Annotated in this window: 9 protein-coding genes; 7 read left to right on the plus strand and 2 right to left on the minus strand. The window is 59.1% G+C overall.

Going from position 1 to position 16,238, the window contains the following annotated elements; translation table 11 throughout:
• The first annotated feature begins 376 nt into the window (after positions 1 to 376).
• From HY011_27610 to HY011_27640, 7 genes are all read left to right on the plus strand, one after another.
• Positions 377 to 7,066 (plus strand): translocation/assembly module TamB domain-containing protein, encoded by a 6,690-nt coding sequence (locus HY011_27610; GenBank protein ID MBI3426713.1) that lies wholly within the window; start codon positions 377 to 379, stop codon positions 7,064 to 7,066.
• A 38-nt stretch (positions 7,067 to 7,104) separates the two neighbouring features.
• Complete coding sequence (locus HY011_27615) at positions 7,105 to 7,455, plus strand: hypothetical protein (GenBank protein ID MBI3426714.1); 351 nt, start codon at positions 7,105 to 7,107, stop codon at positions 7,453 to 7,455.
• The gene (locus HY011_27620) at positions 7,455 to 7,892 is read left to right on the plus strand and encodes a PIN domain-containing protein (protein MBI3426715.1); all 438 of its coding nucleotides are present in this window, start codon (positions 7,455 to 7,457) and stop codon (positions 7,890 to 7,892) included. The genes HY011_27615 and HY011_27620 overlap by 1 nt, the downstream gene beginning before the upstream one ends.
• Positions 7,893 to 7,951: 59 nt before the next feature.
• A complete protein-coding gene (locus tag HY011_27625) occupies positions 7,952 to 8,542 on the plus strand; it encodes a zinc-ribbon domain-containing protein (protein MBI3426716.1) in 591 nt (196 codons plus the stop codon).
• Between the two features lie 32 nt (positions 8,543 to 8,574).
• The gene (locus tag HY011_27630; GenBank protein MBI3426717.1) at positions 8,575 to 9,069 is read left to right on the plus strand and encodes a hypothetical protein; all 495 of its coding nucleotides are present in this window, start codon (positions 8,575 to 8,577) and stop codon (positions 9,067 to 9,069) included.
• 149 nt (positions 9,070 to 9,218) lie between these two features.
• Complete coding sequence (corA, locus tag HY011_27635) at positions 9,219 to 10,187, plus strand: magnesium/cobalt transporter CorA (protein ID MBI3426718.1); 969 nt, start codon at positions 9,219 to 9,221, stop codon at positions 10,185 to 10,187.
• Positions 10,178 to 10,474 carry a hypothetical protein gene (locus HY011_27640; protein MBI3426719.1) on the plus strand — a complete coding sequence of 99 codons (297 nt, stop codon included), beginning with the start codon at positions 10,178 to 10,180 and terminating at the stop codon, positions 10,472 to 10,474. The genes corA and HY011_27640 overlap by 10 nt, the downstream gene beginning before the upstream one ends.
• A 338-nt stretch (positions 10,475 to 10,812) precedes the next feature.
• Here the strand turns inward: HY011_27640 and HY011_27645 are convergent, their stop codons facing one another.
• Both HY011_27645 and HY011_27650 read right to left on the minus strand, forming a co-directional pair.
• Positions 10,813 to 13,071, minus strand: coding sequence for a PD40 domain-containing protein (locus HY011_27645; GenBank protein MBI3426720.1), 2,259 nt, complete (start codon positions 13,069 to 13,071; stop codon positions 10,813 to 10,815).
• 346 nt (positions 13,072 to 13,417) lie between these two features.
• On the minus strand, positions 13,418 to 16,237 hold the full coding sequence (locus tag HY011_27650; protein MBI3426721.1) for a hypothetical protein: 2,820 nt from the start codon (positions 16,235 to 16,237) through the stop codon (positions 13,418 to 13,420).
• Position 16,238 lies beyond the last annotated feature (1 nt).

The following is a 16,238-nucleotide window of genomic DNA, read 5'->3' on the forward strand; positions in this document are numbered from 1 at the left end:
GGCTTAGATCGGTTTTCACTTCGGTGTAGGGTAAAAGCCGCGCAACAGGACGGTACCGCGCGCGTCAGCAAGCGGCGCGTCAAGTCTGGCGGACTGGAGTAGTGGCGCAGGCTCCGCTTGCTGACACGCGCGGTACTGTCCCGGCGTTACGCGCCCTTACCGTACACGCAATTGAAATCCGACCTAGGTTTGAAAAAGATTCAGTTGAATTGCCATTAACATCGCGTTGGAAAGATGTTTGTTTACAAAGTCACGCTACACGCTGCCCAAAATCTTTTCAAGCCGCTTGAAGATCAATCGGGCATCGTCAACAATACGGCATCCCCTATAAGGCAAAACATACTGATTCGATTCTCAACGAGTTGAGCAACGACGAATGGAATTGCAATCCGGGATGAACACACCAACAGAATCGAACAAGAAAAAATGGCCCCGGCGTTTGCTGGGTTTGAGTTTGGGATTGCTGCTGTTAGTAGGCGCGCTCGGCATTGCCGCCTGGTATTACCTGCGTTCCGACAGGTTTAATCGTTATGTCGCCGACAAGATCGAACAGGGCGCGCGTGATTACGGCTTGCGCGTCAAAGTCGGCGGCTTTGATTACACCTGGTCGGTCAAGACGGCGCGGTTGCGCGACCTCGAAATCGTCAATCAACAAACGGGGCAGCGCATCGCCACGATCAAACAGGCCGTGCTCGGCACCGAAATCCCCGACCTCTTTGCGCTGACCTTGCAACGCAATGTCATTCTGAAAGACCTGCAACTCAGCGGCGTTGAACTGCACGTTGACATTGACGCGCAAGGCCGCCACAACTTTGAAGGTGTGCGCCAGCCGGAAACGAGGTCCGAGAACATCAAAGTGGATTCGTCGCAGTTGCGCATTGCGCTGCGCGACAGCCAGTTCAGCTACAACGACCAGAAACACCTGTACACCACCACGCTTGAGGGATTGCAGGCGCGCGTTGAGCCTGTTGCCACAACACCCAATCTCCAATCTCCAATCTCAAATTTCAAAGCGCAGATCACTTCCAACGGCGGCAGCATTAGTTATGAAGCGCGCGCGGCCAGGCTAAATGAATTGACCGCAACGGCGACGCTCAACGCCTCTGGCGCGCAAATCGAAAGCCTGCAAGTCAACTCGCAACTCGGCGCAGTGAAAGCCAGCGGCAAGCTCGAAGAGTGGAAGGACTTGCGCTATGCCTTTGATGTCGAAACGCGCGCCGATTTGCACGAGGCGTTGCGTGTCTTTGCGCCTGCGGTTGATTGGAAAGGCGCGGTCAATGCCAAGGGCCAGATCGCAGGCACGACCGGCGACGCGGCGCGCTTTGCGTTCAAGGGCAATGCCGACATGCCCGACTTGCTGGTCGCGCCCGCCCGCTTGCGCAATGTGACGGCGAGTGGCGTCAACCTCAGCGTGCAAAACAGCGCGGCGCATTACACCGCCGACCGCGTGCGTGCCGAAACCGTCCTGGCCGATGTGGTCAAACTCGGCAACATGGCGACGACCGGCGTCAAAGGCGAATTCAAAGACAAACGCACGGCGCTGACCGCGCAAACCGCCACTGCCGCGCGCCTCGAATGGCCCGACGGAGAGGCGCATGACGGCGTGTTGCGCAACGTCAATTTCAATCTCAAAGAGCGCCGCTTCACCGTGGACGGCGCGGCCAGCATCGCGGGTGGCCGCGCCCACAGCATCGAATTCGGCCCCGCGACGGCGCAGGCCGAAGCCGACAACGACATCGTGACGCTCAATAACATCAACGCCAGCGCGTTGGGCGGCACGGCGACAGCGGAAGCGACCGTTGCCTTAACCCGTAACGGCCTGACGCGCATCAAGGGCAATTTCGCCGGTCTGCCGACGAGCAATTTGCTGGCGCTCTCAACCGTCAAAGCCGAGCAGGTGCCCGTCAGCGGCACGGTCAAGGGCGACGCCGACATCAGTTTCGTCAACAGCGCGCCGCAAAAATTGAGTGGCACAATTCGCGCCAACTTCGACGGCAAAGGCGCCGCGAGCATGGACGCGCTGGCTGTCAACGGCACTGTGCTGGTGCAAGCCGACAATGGCGTCTTCAACCTGCAACAGGCGCAATTCAACACCGATGTGACCAAACTGAATGCCAGCGGGCGCCTGGCTGTGGAGAGCAACTCCGATTTGGCGGTGGCGGTCACCACGACTGATGCCAGTCAATTGTTGACGATTGCCAAAGCCTTTCCTGACGCCGCGCAATTCATCAAAGACTATGAACCGCTATTGACCGGCGACCTGCAATTCAACGGGCGCATTACGGGCAAGCTGGATGCGTCTGTCATCGAAGGCGATCTCAACGCCAGCAGCGTCGGCATGCGCGATGCCTTGCTGGGCGTGCTGACCGGCAAGCTGTATCTGGGGCCAAACGAATTGCGCTTCCAAAACGGCTTGCTCAGCGCGTCGAATGGCGGTTCGCTGAAATTCGATTTGGCGACACCCTTGGATGCGCTGGGCAATAACAACAGCGGCAAACTCGACGCGGTCATTGACAAGCTTGAACTCGAAGCCATTTTGGCCGCCGTGGGCGCGCCCTCGGCCATGCAATTCGTCGCGGGCAATGTCAGCGGCGAGGCGCATCTGACCGGCTTGCCCAAAGCGATGCAGGGTAGCGGGCACATCAATCTGATTGACGGCAAGATTGGCAATCAAGCGGCGGAACTGGCCCAGGTTGATTTCAAGCTCGACGGCCAAAAGGTCTTGCTTGAAAAACTGGAAGCGCGCCTGTTGCAAAGCGGCCTCGTGGCGCGCGGCGAACTCGACCTGGAAAAGAAAACCTACCAACTCAGCGGCGCGGCCAAACAGATTGCGCTCGACCGGCTGGCCGAAGCCTTTGAATTGACCCAGGCGGAAGTCAAAGGCGCGGCGGACGCCACCTTCAACGTCAGCGGCTCATTCGACCGCGTCGAAGATTTGCGCGTTGAACTCAGCGCGCAGGCCGCCAACGTCAACGTCAATGGGCGCGACAGCGGCGAATTGAAGCTGACCGCGCGCACTGATCCCAGTGGACGCATTGACGCCGAATTGATGACGGGCTTGTTTGTCGCGGCGGGCGGCCAGCCGCAACTGGTCAAAGCCAGCTTCGACGTGCGCAAGGATGGTCGCCCCGTCGTGATCGAGAGCGCTGTGCGCGACCTAGACCTGGTGGCGGTGCTCAACACTTTTGCGCCCGATCTGGCTTCGTCATTCAAGGGCAAATTCAACGGCAAGCTGCGCATCGCCGGGCCGACGGTCAACGCCAGCGGCGAAGCGACCGCCGATCTGTTGCGCGGCGGCGTGACCTTTGACGCGATTGAGTTGCAGGTGCAGGGCAATCCGGTCACGGTGCAAACGCCGCTGGTCGTCGCGCTGGAAGGGCCGCAACTGCGCATCACGCCGACCAAACTGACCGGGCAGGGCATTGACCTGAGCCTCGGCGGCGAACTCGGCTTGCAGGACACGGGCCGCATGGCCTTCGCCTTGAACGGGCAGGTGACGCTGGCGAATCTGCCGCCGGTCAGCCCTGAGTTGCGCTTGGATGGCGTGGTGACGATCAACAACGCGCGTATCAGCGGCACCTTTGCCGAGCCGAGTTTGAGTGGCGAAATCCTGCTCGACCGCATCGGCATCTTTTCGCCTGACGCCCCGGCTGCTGTCGAGGAAGGGCGTGGGCGCATTGTGCTTAGCGGCGATAAAGCGACGCTCGAAAGTTTCAAGGCGCGCATCAACGAGGGCGCGCTCGATGTCAACGGCGCGCTGACCTTCGCCCAACTGCGGCCCAAAGAATGGAATTACACGCTCAAGGCCACCAACGTTGACATCATTTATGCCGAAGTGCGCGCGACCGTGAACGGCACGCTCAATCTGGCGGGCACGCCCGAAGGCCAATTGCTGAGCGGGCGCGCCGATGTGAGCGATGCCGAATACACCGGCCAGATTGATCTGGATGGCTTGGTCGCCGGGCGCAACATCGCGCCGGGCTTGAGCCGTTTTAGCGCGCCGGGCATCGGGCGGCGCAACCCTGGCTTGCCGCCGATCAATTTGAATGTGCGCGTCGAAGCGCGCGATTCGGTCGTCATCCGCGACAAAGAGATCAATACCGTCGGTTCGGCGCTGCTGACCTTGAGCGGGCCGCTGACCGATCCTTCGATGGCGGGGCGCGTTTCCGCCGATGGCGGGACGGTGCGCTTTCGCGGCCAGCGTTACGAAGTCACGACGGCGACGCTTGATCTGTTGGGCGGCGGCGCGACGCCCGTGCTCAACCTGCGCGCCGAAGGCACGACCAGCGGTTATCGCGTGACCATCGGTTTTGTCGGGCCGGTGGATCAGCTCGATCTGACGCTGGCGTCTGAACCCACGCTGACGCGCGATGAAATCCTGACGCTGATTGCGACGGGACGCACGGAAAATCGTTCGATTGCAGGCGGCGGCAGCGGCAGTCTGCTTTATAGCGGCGTGGATGCGGCGGCGTCGTTGTTCTCCTCCGGCTTGACCAAAGATTTAGAACGGCAACTGGGCATCATTGGCATCAACCGTTTCCAGATTGATCCGGTCTTCCGGCCCAACACCAACCCGGCGGCGCGCGCGACCATCGGCGGCCAGTTGGCGCGCAGCCTCTATTACAGCTTCGCCACCGATCTCGCCTCCGAAGGCGACCGCACGGCGCTGGTCGAATACACGTTCTCAAATACGTTCTCGACGATTGCGACTTATACGCAGGGCGGCACGGCGTCACGTGGCATTAATGCCAACAACGATTTCGCCCTGGAAATTCGCGGGCGCAAACGCTTCTCGCTGGGGTTCAAGCCCGATACGCCGACGCTGGCGAATACCGACCCGAACGCCAATGCCAACGCGACCCCGCCACCTGCTGTACGGCCCAAATTGCCGCTGGCCAATGTCGCCGTGACGCCGCTGACCGGCGTGTCGCTGAGCCAGCGCACCTTGCGCGAATTGCTGCCGGTGATGACGCAGGGTTTCAGCCGTTCGCTGGCGCGCCTGGGCGAACGGCGCTTGCTGAATTACCTGCAAGAGAAGGGCTACTTTTTTGCCGACGTCAAAGCGCGTTGTGAACCTGTCAGTTGCGGCGGCGATGGCTTGCAACTGTTTTACGATGTCGAGGCGGGCGAACGTTACCGGCTCAGCGATGTGCGGTTTGAAGGCGTGACGGCTTCAAAGGTGGACGACATCGCCGCCGAATTGCAGTCGCAACCGGCCAATCTGTTGGCGAGCGTGCCGTTCGTCCGCAACCTGCCGCTGGTGGGCAGCTTGAAACGCGGCCTGACCAGCAATGAATTGATCCGTGGCGATGTCGAGACGCTCCGGCGCGTCTTGCTGGATCGCGGCTTCCGCGACGCGCGCGTCACGTCGCGTTACGCCGTCACCGAAGAGAATGGTTTGGTGCTGGTCTTCAACGTCGAAGAAGGCCCGCAATCGCGCGTGGCCGATGTGATCATCAAAGGCAACACGCTGATGACCGACGGCGATGTGCTTTTCACGGTGCCCATTGGCACGGACGACATCTTCTCGTTGACGCAGGCGGCGGCGGGCACGCAGCGCATCAAACAGCTTTACGCCCAGCAGGGCTATCTGGAAGCGAACGCCGAACTGGAAGTGATCGAACTGGCCCCGGATCGCGTGCGGCTGCAATACAACGTCACCGAAGGCACGCAGGCGCTCGTCTCCGAAGTTGAAGTCACCGGCACGACCAAAACCAAACTCAACTGGGTGCGCCGCTACTACGATTTCAAAACCGGCCAGGTGCTGACGCCGCAGCAGATTCGCAACACACAACGCGATCTTTACGCCACGGGCGCGTTCCGCGAAGTCGGCTTGCGCAGCGAATTGCTCGACCCCGTCACGGGCGCGCACCGCATCACACTGAATCTGACCGAAGCCAAACCGCTGCTGTTTGTTTATGGCGCGGGTTATTCGACCGACGACGGCGCGCGCGGCCTGATCGAACTGACCAACAACAACATCGCCGGCACGATGGATGCGCTGACCTTGCGGTTGCGCGCCAGCCGCCGCGAACAATTCTCGCAATTGCTCTTTACCGATCTGCGGCCCTTCGGCATGAAGCTGCCGACGACGGTTTCGGTCTTTTACAATCGCAACGGCGACTTGCGCCCATCCACCCGGCGGCGCGAGCAACTGGCCGATGGCACGGTGCAGGATGTGCCGGATGTTGCTTCGTTCGGCCTGCAACGTTTTGCTTTTTTTGTGCAAACCGAGCGCCGGCTGAATCAGCGAACTTCGCTGCGCTTCCGCTATAACTTCGAGCGCGCCAACCTGTTCAACTTCGAGCAGAACTTCCCTGAGACGGAAGTGACGCGCAATGAACGCGCGGTGCGCTTGGGCATCGCGTCCGTCGGCATTACGCGCGACACCCGCGACAATTTGTTGTTGCCGACCAAGGGCCAACTGTTCAGCGCCGATCACCAACTGGCCACGACGTTGCTAGGCGGCAACGAATCGTACAACAAGTTTTTCATCAATTATCAACGCTTCCACACGCTCGCGCGCGAGACGCCCGTGCTCAAGGATTCGACGCTGGCGGTGGCGGCGCGTCTGGGCGTGGCGTCAGTGTTCAAAGCTGCCGACCGCAACGGCGACGGTGTCATCAGTCTGTCAGAGCAACGCTTGCCGATCAGCGAGCGGTTCTTTTCGGGCGGCGCGACGACCTTGCGCGGGTTCAAATTCGAGACCGCCGGGCCGCAAGGCATTTTGGAACCGCGTCCGGGCACGCGTGATTTGCCAACGCTGGTGCCGTTGGGCGGCGATGCCGAAGTGCTCTTCAATTTTGAACTGCGCTACCCGTTGACGCAGCGGCTGCGGCTGGTGCCGTTTTATGATGTCGGCAACGTGTTCTATCAGGTCAAGGATATAAACTGGGCGCGCATGACAAACACGATAGGCGTCGGGTTGCATTTCAATACGCCGCTGGGGCCGATTGGGGTGGATTACGGCTTCCTGCTTGACCCGCCATCGTTCGTCACGGCGTCCGGTGCTATACTGCGGCAACCACGCGGAGCAATCCATATTCGATTCGGACAAACATTCTAGCGCTCCGGCTTGGCTCCGACTTGGAGGAGGTAGGAAAGATGGATGTGATGTTTTCTCCCGAAATAGAGAAAAAAGTCATGGCGACAGCGGCCCGGCAAGGCCTCGCCCCAGATGCCTATGTGCGTGAAGTAGTGCAAAAAGAATTGGCTGCTGTAAGCGTACCAACAGACCATGACGATGACTATGATCCGCAAGCGTTGATGCGGGCCGTCGCCGCCCTCAGCCAGCGCACGCCCGCGCAACTCGAAGCTGCGCAGGCCAGAGCCATCCGCGAGTTCAAGCCAAAAATTGAATTGCCCGCAGATGTTTCCCCGCTCGAAGTGCTGCCAGTCATTCGCGGCAACGAAACCGACGCGGAGGTCTGGCAAGCGTTGCGGGAGTTGAGTTGATGGCGACGCTCTTTTTGTTCGACACGAACCTGCTGGTACATCTGGTGCGCGGCGATGCGATGGGTGAAGAAATCAAAGCCGAGTACGCGCCTTTTACACGCGACCCCAAGCCGCTGATTTGCGTGGTGACGGATGGGGAATTGCGCTCCCTGGCATTACAATTTGGTTGGGGCGCACCCAAGCTGAACCAAATGGAATTTGTGCTGGGCTGTTTTGGCCGTGTTCCCATCGAACTGAGAGACGTTTTGGAAACCTATGCCGCGCTGGATGCCCATTCGAAATCGCAGGGCATCAAGATGGGCAAAAATGATTTATGGATTGCGGCGGCGGCCTACATCACCGGCACCAGGCTGGTAACGACGGATGATGATTTTGACCATCTCAATCCGACGCTGTTGTTGGTTGAACGGCGGCTGTATCGCCAAGTCAAATCATAGCTGCGGCCCCTGGTGTATACCGGGTGAGCGTCCATTCCAATTAACGATAGGAGAGCGTAATGACTAAGTTTTGCAATCAATGCGGAGCCGAGGTCGCCGAAGCGCAGAAGTTTTGCAATAAGTGCGGCACCCGGTTGTTGCCGACGACGCCCACCGAACCGCCGCCGGGGTATCAAGCCCAGGGCAGTGCGCCGCCGCAGTCGTCGCCACAGGCTACGTATCAATCGCCCCCGCCGCCCGCTTCTGCGGCCCAAATGCCATATCAAGCCGGTTATATGTCGCCTGCGCAACAGCAGTACGGCAATCCGGCAGGTGGCTTAGGGCTGACCTCGAATATCATCGGCGCGTTGTGTTATTTGGTCTCGCCCATCACGGCGATCATCTTCCTGGTCATTGATCCGTACAACAAAGACCGGTTCGTGCGCTTTCATGCGTGGCAATCCATCTTTTATGCCGTAGCCTGGGTGGCGTTAAAAATTGCGCTCGGCATCCTCTATTTCATCCTGCCGAATTTTCTGGTGGGCATGATGAGCGGCATCGTCGGGCTGGGCTTTTTCATCGGCTGGATTTGGCTGATGATTCAGGCCTATCAAAACAAACGCGAGAAATTGCCGGTCATCGGCGATCTGGCCGAACAACAGGCGCGCTGAGGTTGGCAGGCGCGGTTTCAAAGTTGGTTGTTATGTGGCGGAAAGCTGTAATCCTGAGTTGGTTGATGCTCTTGGCGCCGCTGGCGGTGTGGCCGCAAAGCGACGCGCCCAAATTACCGGAGGCGCTGAGCGAAACCGAGAGCCGCACGATCCTGAAAGAGCAGGGCGTCAAGGCGCACGTCGAAGCCGCGTTGCGGCTGGCGGAAAGCAAACTGGCCGAGGCGCAAAAGATCGTGCAGGCCGGCGGGTATGAACTCGCCGTCAAAAACTTGAATTTGTATGCCGCGCTGGTGAGTTACGGCGATGCTTACGCGCGCCGCCTGCCCGACCCCGAAATCAAAGAGCGCAACAAATGTTTGAAGGTGATCGAACAAAGCATCTTCAAACAACAACGCCCCTTTGAAGCCACGCGCCGCGAGTTGCCGTTCAACCTGCGCGAAGAGACCGACCCGCTGGTCGAAACGCTCAAACGCATCCGCCTGCGGGCGATTGACGATGTGTTGGGCGGTGGGAAGATGATTAAGTAGGGGCTGGAGACTAGGGACTAGGGACTAGGGACTAGGGACTAGCGCTTTGTCTAAAGATTTGGTGTTTCCTGTGCTCTCAACTTACGCACATCGAAAATGATATGTGTTGACGCTAGCCCCCTAGCCCCTAGCCCTTAACCCCTTCTCCCATGCTCAAAACCCTCGTTCTCAATCGCCGCACCAAAGTCATCCAGCCCGTCAGCGACCCCGAGGAAATCAGTGATCTGTGCGCCGAACACGAGAACGTTCTTTGGGTGGACGTGAGCGACCCGACCGGCAGTGATTTCGACGACCTTGCCAAAGAATTCGGCTTTCACCCGCTGGCCATTGAGGATTGCCGCTTTCCGCATCAGCGCCCCAAAGTCGAAGAGTATCCCGGTTATTACTTCGTCGTGTTGTATGAAGCCGAGTTGAATGAAAGCGGCCAGCTCGAGTTGCGCGAATTGAATTTGTTCCTGGGCGCCAACTATCTCGTGACCGTGCACAGTCAGCCCGTGCGCGCCATCGCGCAGGCTGAAAAACTCTGGCGGCACTGGCTGGACATCGCCGAGCAGGGCACTGGCTTGCTGACCTATTTGCTGCTGGACGCCATCGTGGACGAATACATGGCCTTGCTCGACCAGCAGGCCGACCGCATCGAGGACATCGAAGAGACGATCTTCGGCGAATTCCAGCCCGAGGCTTTGCAGGAAATTTTCCGGCTCAAAAAACAGTTGCTCTATCTGCGGCGCAGCGTGGCCCCGTTGCGCGAGGTGTTCAATACGCTGCTACGGCGTGAACAGGCGCTCTTTGCGCGCGAGACGCTGGTTTACTTTCAGGATGTCTTTGATCATCTGGTGCGCGTGACTGAAATGATTGATACGTTGCGCGACACGCTGAGCGCGGCGGTCGAGGCGTATCTGTCGGTGTCGGGCCATCGCATGAATATGATCATGAAACGGCTGACTTCGATCTCGACGATTCTGATGTCGGTCACGCTGATCGCCGGTATATACGGGATGAATTTTTCGTTTATGCCTGAGTTGGGCTGGCGTTATGGCTACGTCGGCGCGCTGGCGGTCATGCTGTTGCTGGCGCTGGTGCTGTACGTTTACTTCCGCAAAATCAAATGGCTGTGAAAAAAGGCGGCGCAAAAAACAAACGGCGGTTGGCGCCTGCGGTGCGTGCCAAGACCCAGCGGCTACGTGCACAGCGCGCCGCTTCACCGCAGGCGCCGCACGCTGATCCCGCAACGGCGGGGCCGCGCAAGCCAGGCTCTGCTTTCCCCTTTGCCGACGAGGTGGTCGCTGACACGGCCGGTGAGCAACAGAGCAAATTGCCTTCGGTGATGTTGGTGATCACGATCTTGGCCGTGCTCTACCTTGGGTTTCTGACTTGGCAGGTCGCGCAGATGCCAGCGCGCTAAGGCTTGGTTCAAAAACTAGATCGGTTCTCACTTCAGTTGACGGGAAAAGAGCCGCGCCGCGAGACGGTACCGCGCGCGTGAGCAAGCGGAGCCTGTGCGATTCGGCCAAGGGCGTCAGCTTGACGCGCCGCTTGCGCACGCGCGCGGTACCGTCCCGGTGTTCCGTAAACGCAACTGCAAGCCGCTTTAAGTTGTTCATTGTTCATTGCCCGACAGCGACTTCCGCAATGACAAATGAACAATGCGACCCAGGCCGCTTGTCAAAACGGCGTGTTGCAAGCGGCGCTGGTTTGTCGGTGTGCCCCAAAGTCAACCCGTCAAATCAACCTGAGGTTGTGCTAGCGAAATGGCTCCACCCGCATAATGTCGCTATTGGAAGGATTCATGCGCACGACGAGCAGATGCCTTAAATCAGGCGCGAGCGAGAACGGCCCGCTGCCCACCGGGGCGAGCGGTTCGGGATATTTGATGATGAGGCGGTCGGCTTCGCCCGGCGGCGCGTTGAAGCGGTGAAAGTAAATGGCCTGCGCGTCAAAGGAAGTTTTGTCACTGCCGAGGTAGTAAATGCCTGCGGGCGTCAGCGCCCAACAACTCGTGCAGGCGGGCAGAATGCCATCCACCGCGCGCGCCAATTCACCGGTGTCAGTGCGCGCTTGCCAGAGCACGGTGTCGTTCACATCGCGCATGAAATAGAGCAGCTTGCCGTCTTGCGCTAAACCGAGTGAGAAACCGCCGGTCTTGACGACTTCGATAGGCGTGCCGCCCGTGACCGGCAGTTTGAAAATCTGTTTGGTCGTCCCGGCATAAAGCCACGCGCCATCGGGAGCAAAGACTGGATGTACCCCGTTGATACCGAGCGGATGTGTTTCCCAACGTCCCGGTGTCAGTTCGCGTGTCAGGTAAAGTTCGCCCGACTTGGAATTGTGAAACGCGATTTGGCGGCCATCGGGCGACCAATGGCCGACGGACGGGTAAACCGCGCTTTGAGTAATCTGCATGGCGTTGTTGCCGTCCGCGTCGCTAACCCATAAATGTTCTTCGCCGTTGCGGTCAGAGCGAAAGCAGATGCGCTGGCCGTCCGGCGCATATTGCGGCGAGGCATCCTGCGCCGAAGACGCCAGCAAACGTTGCCAGCTTTTTTCCTGCAAATCCAAGCGCCAGATATTGCGATCCTGCTGTTGCACCGAATAGGCCAGGCGCGGCGCTTTGCGGGCCAGCGAAAGTTCAATCGGGAAGGCACCGAAAATCTCGATGCGCTCCGGGTCTGTGTTGGCTGTCCCGGCCTTGATATGCAACCGCCAGAGCCGGAATTCGCCGCTGCGATCCGACGCGAAGACGAGGCCACTGCCATCACCCAGCCAGGCATGGCTGCTGATTTGTTTATTGGCCGCCGTGAGCGGGCGCGCTTCGCCGCCAGTCACGGGGATCAGGTAAAGTTCCTGATGCGCCCGTTGCATGTGCCGTATGAAGGTGATGGCCTGGCCGTCGGGCGCGAAGCGCGGATCCAAATCGCCGCCGACCATTTCCGTGGGATTGGTCAAGCGCTTCCGTTCGCCCGTCGCCAGGTTGACCAGAAACAGGCCATTCGGTTTATCGGTCGAGGCCGCATGCGAAACGACCAGCCATTGCCCATCGGGCGACCAATCCAACAGGCGGAATGGCGACCCGTAATTGGGCGGCGTGAATTGCGTGACCAGGCGTACTGTGGCGACTTCCGCCGCGCTGCGCAAATTCGTGACGAGCACTTCGGTGGCGGCTTTGCCGATGCGCAAATAGGCCAGCGCCTGGCCGTCGGGCGACCAGACCGGGCTGCTGTAATGGCCGGCGGCTTTGGCGATGGGCAACGCCGTACTGATGCCATCCGTTTGCACCAACAACTCCGGCGTCTGGCCGTCTTCCTGCTCCCACAAAAACGCGACTTGCTTGCCGTCGGGTGAAAGCGCGGGCTGTGACTCTTTGCCGGGCAAACTGGTCAGCGATGTCACGCGAAAGACTGCGGCGGCTTCGCGCGGTTGACGCGGCCAGAAATACCAGGCGAGCAGGAACAAAGCGAAAGGCAGCAACAGCCAGATGCCGCGCAATACCAAGGCACGATTTCTTTTGGGAGTTGCAAGCAGGTTGACGGGCGCCGCCGCCAGGGCGGGCGTTCCATTGGCGGGTTGCTCAAGCGCCGTTGCGGGTAAGAGCGCTTCCCCCGCCACAGGCCCCGCCACAGACTCCGCCACAAACATGGATTTGGCAAAGCTGTGCCCATTGCCAGCGGCTGGCTGTGTTTCATCCAGTTCAACCGGGCCGACCAAACGATAGCCGCGCCCGGGAAAGGTTTCGATATACGCGGCTGTCCCGCGTTCGGCGGCCAGGGCGCGGCGCACCATCGCAATGTTCTGGGTCAGGTTGGCTTCTTCGACGACGCGGTCAGGCCAGATCGCTTTTAACAACTCTTCTTTGGACACGACCTGGCCGGCATTTTCGGTCAACACCAACAAGGTCTCGACGGCTTTGCGGGTGATGGTCACGGGCTGACCGTCGCGCAACAACACTTTGGCTGTGGCATCAAGACAAAAGGCGTCAAATCTGTAAAGTCGGTGTGGATTCAAGAGCTTACTCTGCGATTTTAGATTTCTTTGGGAAAGATTTCAGACGCGACTTACGGCTAAAATTCAGCGTCAGCATACTAATGCCAGCCTGCCAACCCGGCAAGACGGATAGGCAATACCGGATTGTCTGCCAAAAAAGGCGCGGCCAGATGCACGGCTATAGATTTCAAGAAAATGTTTCTTGCTGTAAATAATTCGAGGCTGGAAAGGGAACCAACGTTCAGAGCTCACGCTTCAGCGTGCCTGCTGGTTGCCATTCACACGCTGAAGCGTGAACTCTGAACTCCAGATGTGTATCGGATGTCTGTCAGGCGCCGCTCCCGTAGTGTCACAGTGAGGCTGCGCTTCAATTTGCTTTTGGGCCTTTTGAGCCAGGCCGGGCGGGTGTCTTTTGAGAAGGCGCATTTTGTTCGTAGGGCATCTGCTTCAATTCAAGCTGGGGTTCGTAAGCCGCCAGGGTGGGAATCCAAACCTCGAATTTGCCGCGCGCTTCGTTGGCGTAACGCTCGCCGAGAAAGATCGGTTGCAGGGCCAGCTTGATGCGGTTCTTGAGCAGGACGCGCTGGATTTGCATGCGGATGGTGTCGGCGGTCTTTTGATCTTCGACATAAAAATAGCGCACATCGCCGACGGTGCGGGCATTCGGGATGGTTTGCACTTTTTCGATCACGAAGCGTTTGCCCAGGGCTGCGGTAATCGGGGGCGTGAAGCGTTTGGCGTCCTCATCGTTTTGAAAATGTAGGAAGACGCGATTGGTCACAACTGGCGTGACTTCCACCGCACCCAGGCGGCGCAATTCCTGCTTGGCAATCTGGCTCTTGTTGGGGTCGAGTGGCAATTCGGCGGACTTGCGGTAATCGGCAACGGCGCGCGCACGGTCGCTGCGCAATTGGGCGAGTTGGGCGCTGTTGAAATAGGCCTCGCCGTAATCAACTTTGAGTTGAACGGCGCGGTCGAAATCGTTTTGCGCCTGATCGAATTGTTTGAGTTGCACCCGCGCGCTGCCCCGGCTGTTATACGCCTCGGCCAAGCGCGCATCGCTTTCGATGGCTTTGTTATAACTGGCCTGCGCCGCCTCAAATTGTTTGAGCGCGACCTGGGCATTGCCCAGGCTGAGATAGACCTGGGCCTGAGCCGAAGCCGTACCCGCACCTTTCGCCAAAGCTTGTTGATAATCGCGGATGGCAGCTTCGTAATTGCCCAGTCCTTGCTCGGCGTTCGCGCGCGTGAAATAGGCGGCGGCGAGTTGCGGCGTGGCGTCCAGGGCTTTGCTGGCGAAATCAATGGCCGCTTTGTAATCTTCGAGCGCCGCTTTGGCGTCACTGTTTTTCTTGCCGTTTTCGTAATAGCCCTGCGCTTTGAGTTGATTGGACTTGGCCTCTTCCTCTTTCGTATGGGGCTGCACGGTAGTGCCTGAGTTCGGATCAACAGGCGATGCGGTGCGGGTGCGCAGCAGACTGTAAACGCCGATGAAGCCGAGCAGCACCACCGCCGCCAATACCAGCAGGCCCCAGCCGATACGGCGCTTGCTAACTGTTTCTGCATACGCCTGCGAGGTGCGCAGTTGGGCTTGCATCTGCTGTTGCTGCTGCATCTGGGCGGCGCTGATTTGAATGTAATCGCTCTCGGCCTGATTCAGATCGGCGGCGCGTTTGGTTTGCCAGCTTTGCGCAACCTCCAGCAACGCGCCGCTCAACAGCGCGCCCTGATCGCGTTGCGTGCGTTCCCAGGCGGCCATGCTGGTACGCAGGAATTGCCGCCAGAACAAAAAGTCGTAATCGTCTTTGAGCCATTGGCCCAGCCGCGTCCAACCCTTCACGGCTTTTTCGTCGGCGAGTTGCACAGTCGCGTCGTTGCTGCGGGCTTCGCCCGTGATATTGACGATGCGGGCGGCAGCCAGCTTCTCGATGATTTGCCGCTCGTCGCCGAATTCATCCAGGCGCAACCGATTGCGTGTGTATTCGCCTTCCTGATTGGGCGGGGTCAACCGCACCAGGCGTTTCAACACGCGCGCGGCCAGGTCTTGCTCGCTCGGCGCAAAGACGCTGAACGCGATTTCCATGCGATTGTCTACTTCCACCAACGGCAAGCGGTCGCCGAAGAGCTTGGCCATCTCCGGTTCCAGTTTGTGCCAGATGGCCTGATTGCTTTCGCCGCGCGCGAGCAGGCCCAGATGCAGCGAAATCTTTTTATAGGCATCTTCCAACTCTTCGGCGCGGTCAGTCCGGGATTCTTTGGTTTGATTGGCGCTCTTGATGGCGAGCTTTTCGGCGTAGGCATATTTGGGCACGTAGGGGATGCGCAATTCCCAAAAATTCGTTTCCAGATTGTGAAAGGGCGCGGGCGTAAACGGATCGAGGTGTTGGCGGAAAAGCTGCTCGAAGGCATTGCGGTCGGCCAGTTCGCTGATGTCTATGCGCGTCGGCACGATCACCATATCGAGCGGGCGCTGGCGATGCTTGATGATTTCGGGCCGGGTAAAGGAGCGCGTCATCTCTTCGACGCCGCGCAGGTTTTGCGCATTGGGCACGCAGAACGACACTACGACATCGGCCATCTGCCGCGTGCAGACGCCGCCCATTTCGGTGACGCCCGTGCGGCTGTCAATCAACACAATGTCAATCCGGTTTTGCGTCAGCAACTGGCGGCGTAACCAATCGAAATAAAGTTCGCCTTGAAAGTCGGCATAAAAATCCGACCAGTCGAAAGTTTGCACGGCCTGGGCGTAAGCGGAAAACCGATCCTTGGCGCGCAAGCCGGCGGGCAACAGCCACAAGGCTCCCGCGCGCCCATCCGCAGCACTGCCGAGCGGGTGAATCGGATAGAGCGCCGTTGTGAGCGGCGTTAGATTTTCTTCGAGCATTTGCAGCGCTGCCACTTGCTCGGCGGACGTATACGCGCCGCTTTCCGCTTTCGGCCAGGGCAGGCGGGAGAACTGGCGTTTATAGGCGACCAGCAGATCAATCAGTCCCAGTTGTGACTGAATCAGTTCCAGGTTCGCGGCGTCTTCCGTCCGGCTGTAGAAATAGTTTTCCAGCCCCGGCGCTTCCAAATCCCAATCAATCATCACCACGCGCAGCCCCTGCAAATAAAACCATTCGGCCACGTTGGCAAGCGCCATCGAACGCCCGACGCCGCCTTTGTATGAATAGAAGGTGAAGATCATT

The sequence above is a fragment of the Acidobacteriota bacterium genome (genome assembly GCA_016196035.1).
Lineage (GTDB): Bacteria > Acidobacteriota > Blastocatellia > RBC074 > RBC074 > JACPYM01.

What these genes read in the sequence shown, in the direction of transcription:
- HY011_27610 (MBI3426713.1), top strand. Translation starts at nt 377, where the DNA reads ATGGAATTGCAATCCGGGATGAACACACCAACAGAATCGAACAAGAAA.
- HY011_27630 (MBI3426717.1), top strand. Translation starts at nt 8,575, where the DNA reads ATGTGGCGGAAAGCTGTAATCCTGAGTTGGTTGATGCTCTTGGCGCCG.
- HY011_27620 (MBI3426715.1), top strand. Translation starts at nt 7,455, where the DNA reads ATGGCGACGCTCTTTTTGTTCGACACGAACCTGCTGGTACATCTGGTG.
- HY011_27615 (MBI3426714.1), top strand. Translation starts at nt 7,105, where the DNA reads ATGGATGTGATGTTTTCTCCCGAAATAGAGAAAAAAGTCATGGCGACA.
- HY011_27640 (MBI3426719.1), top strand. Translation starts at nt 10,178, where the DNA reads ATGGCTGTGAAAAAAGGCGGCGCAAAAAACAAACGGCGGTTGGCGCCT.
- HY011_27650 (MBI3426721.1), bottom strand. Translation starts at nt 16,237, where the DNA reads ATGATCTTCACCTTCTATTCATACAAAGGCGGCGTCGGGCGTTCGATG.
- HY011_27625 (MBI3426716.1), top strand. Translation starts at nt 7,952, where the DNA reads ATGACTAAGTTTTGCAATCAATGCGGAGCCGAGGTCGCCGAAGCGCAG.
- corA (MBI3426718.1), top strand. Translation starts at nt 9,219, where the DNA reads ATGCTCAAAACCCTCGTTCTCAATCGCCGCACCAAAGTCATCCAGCCC.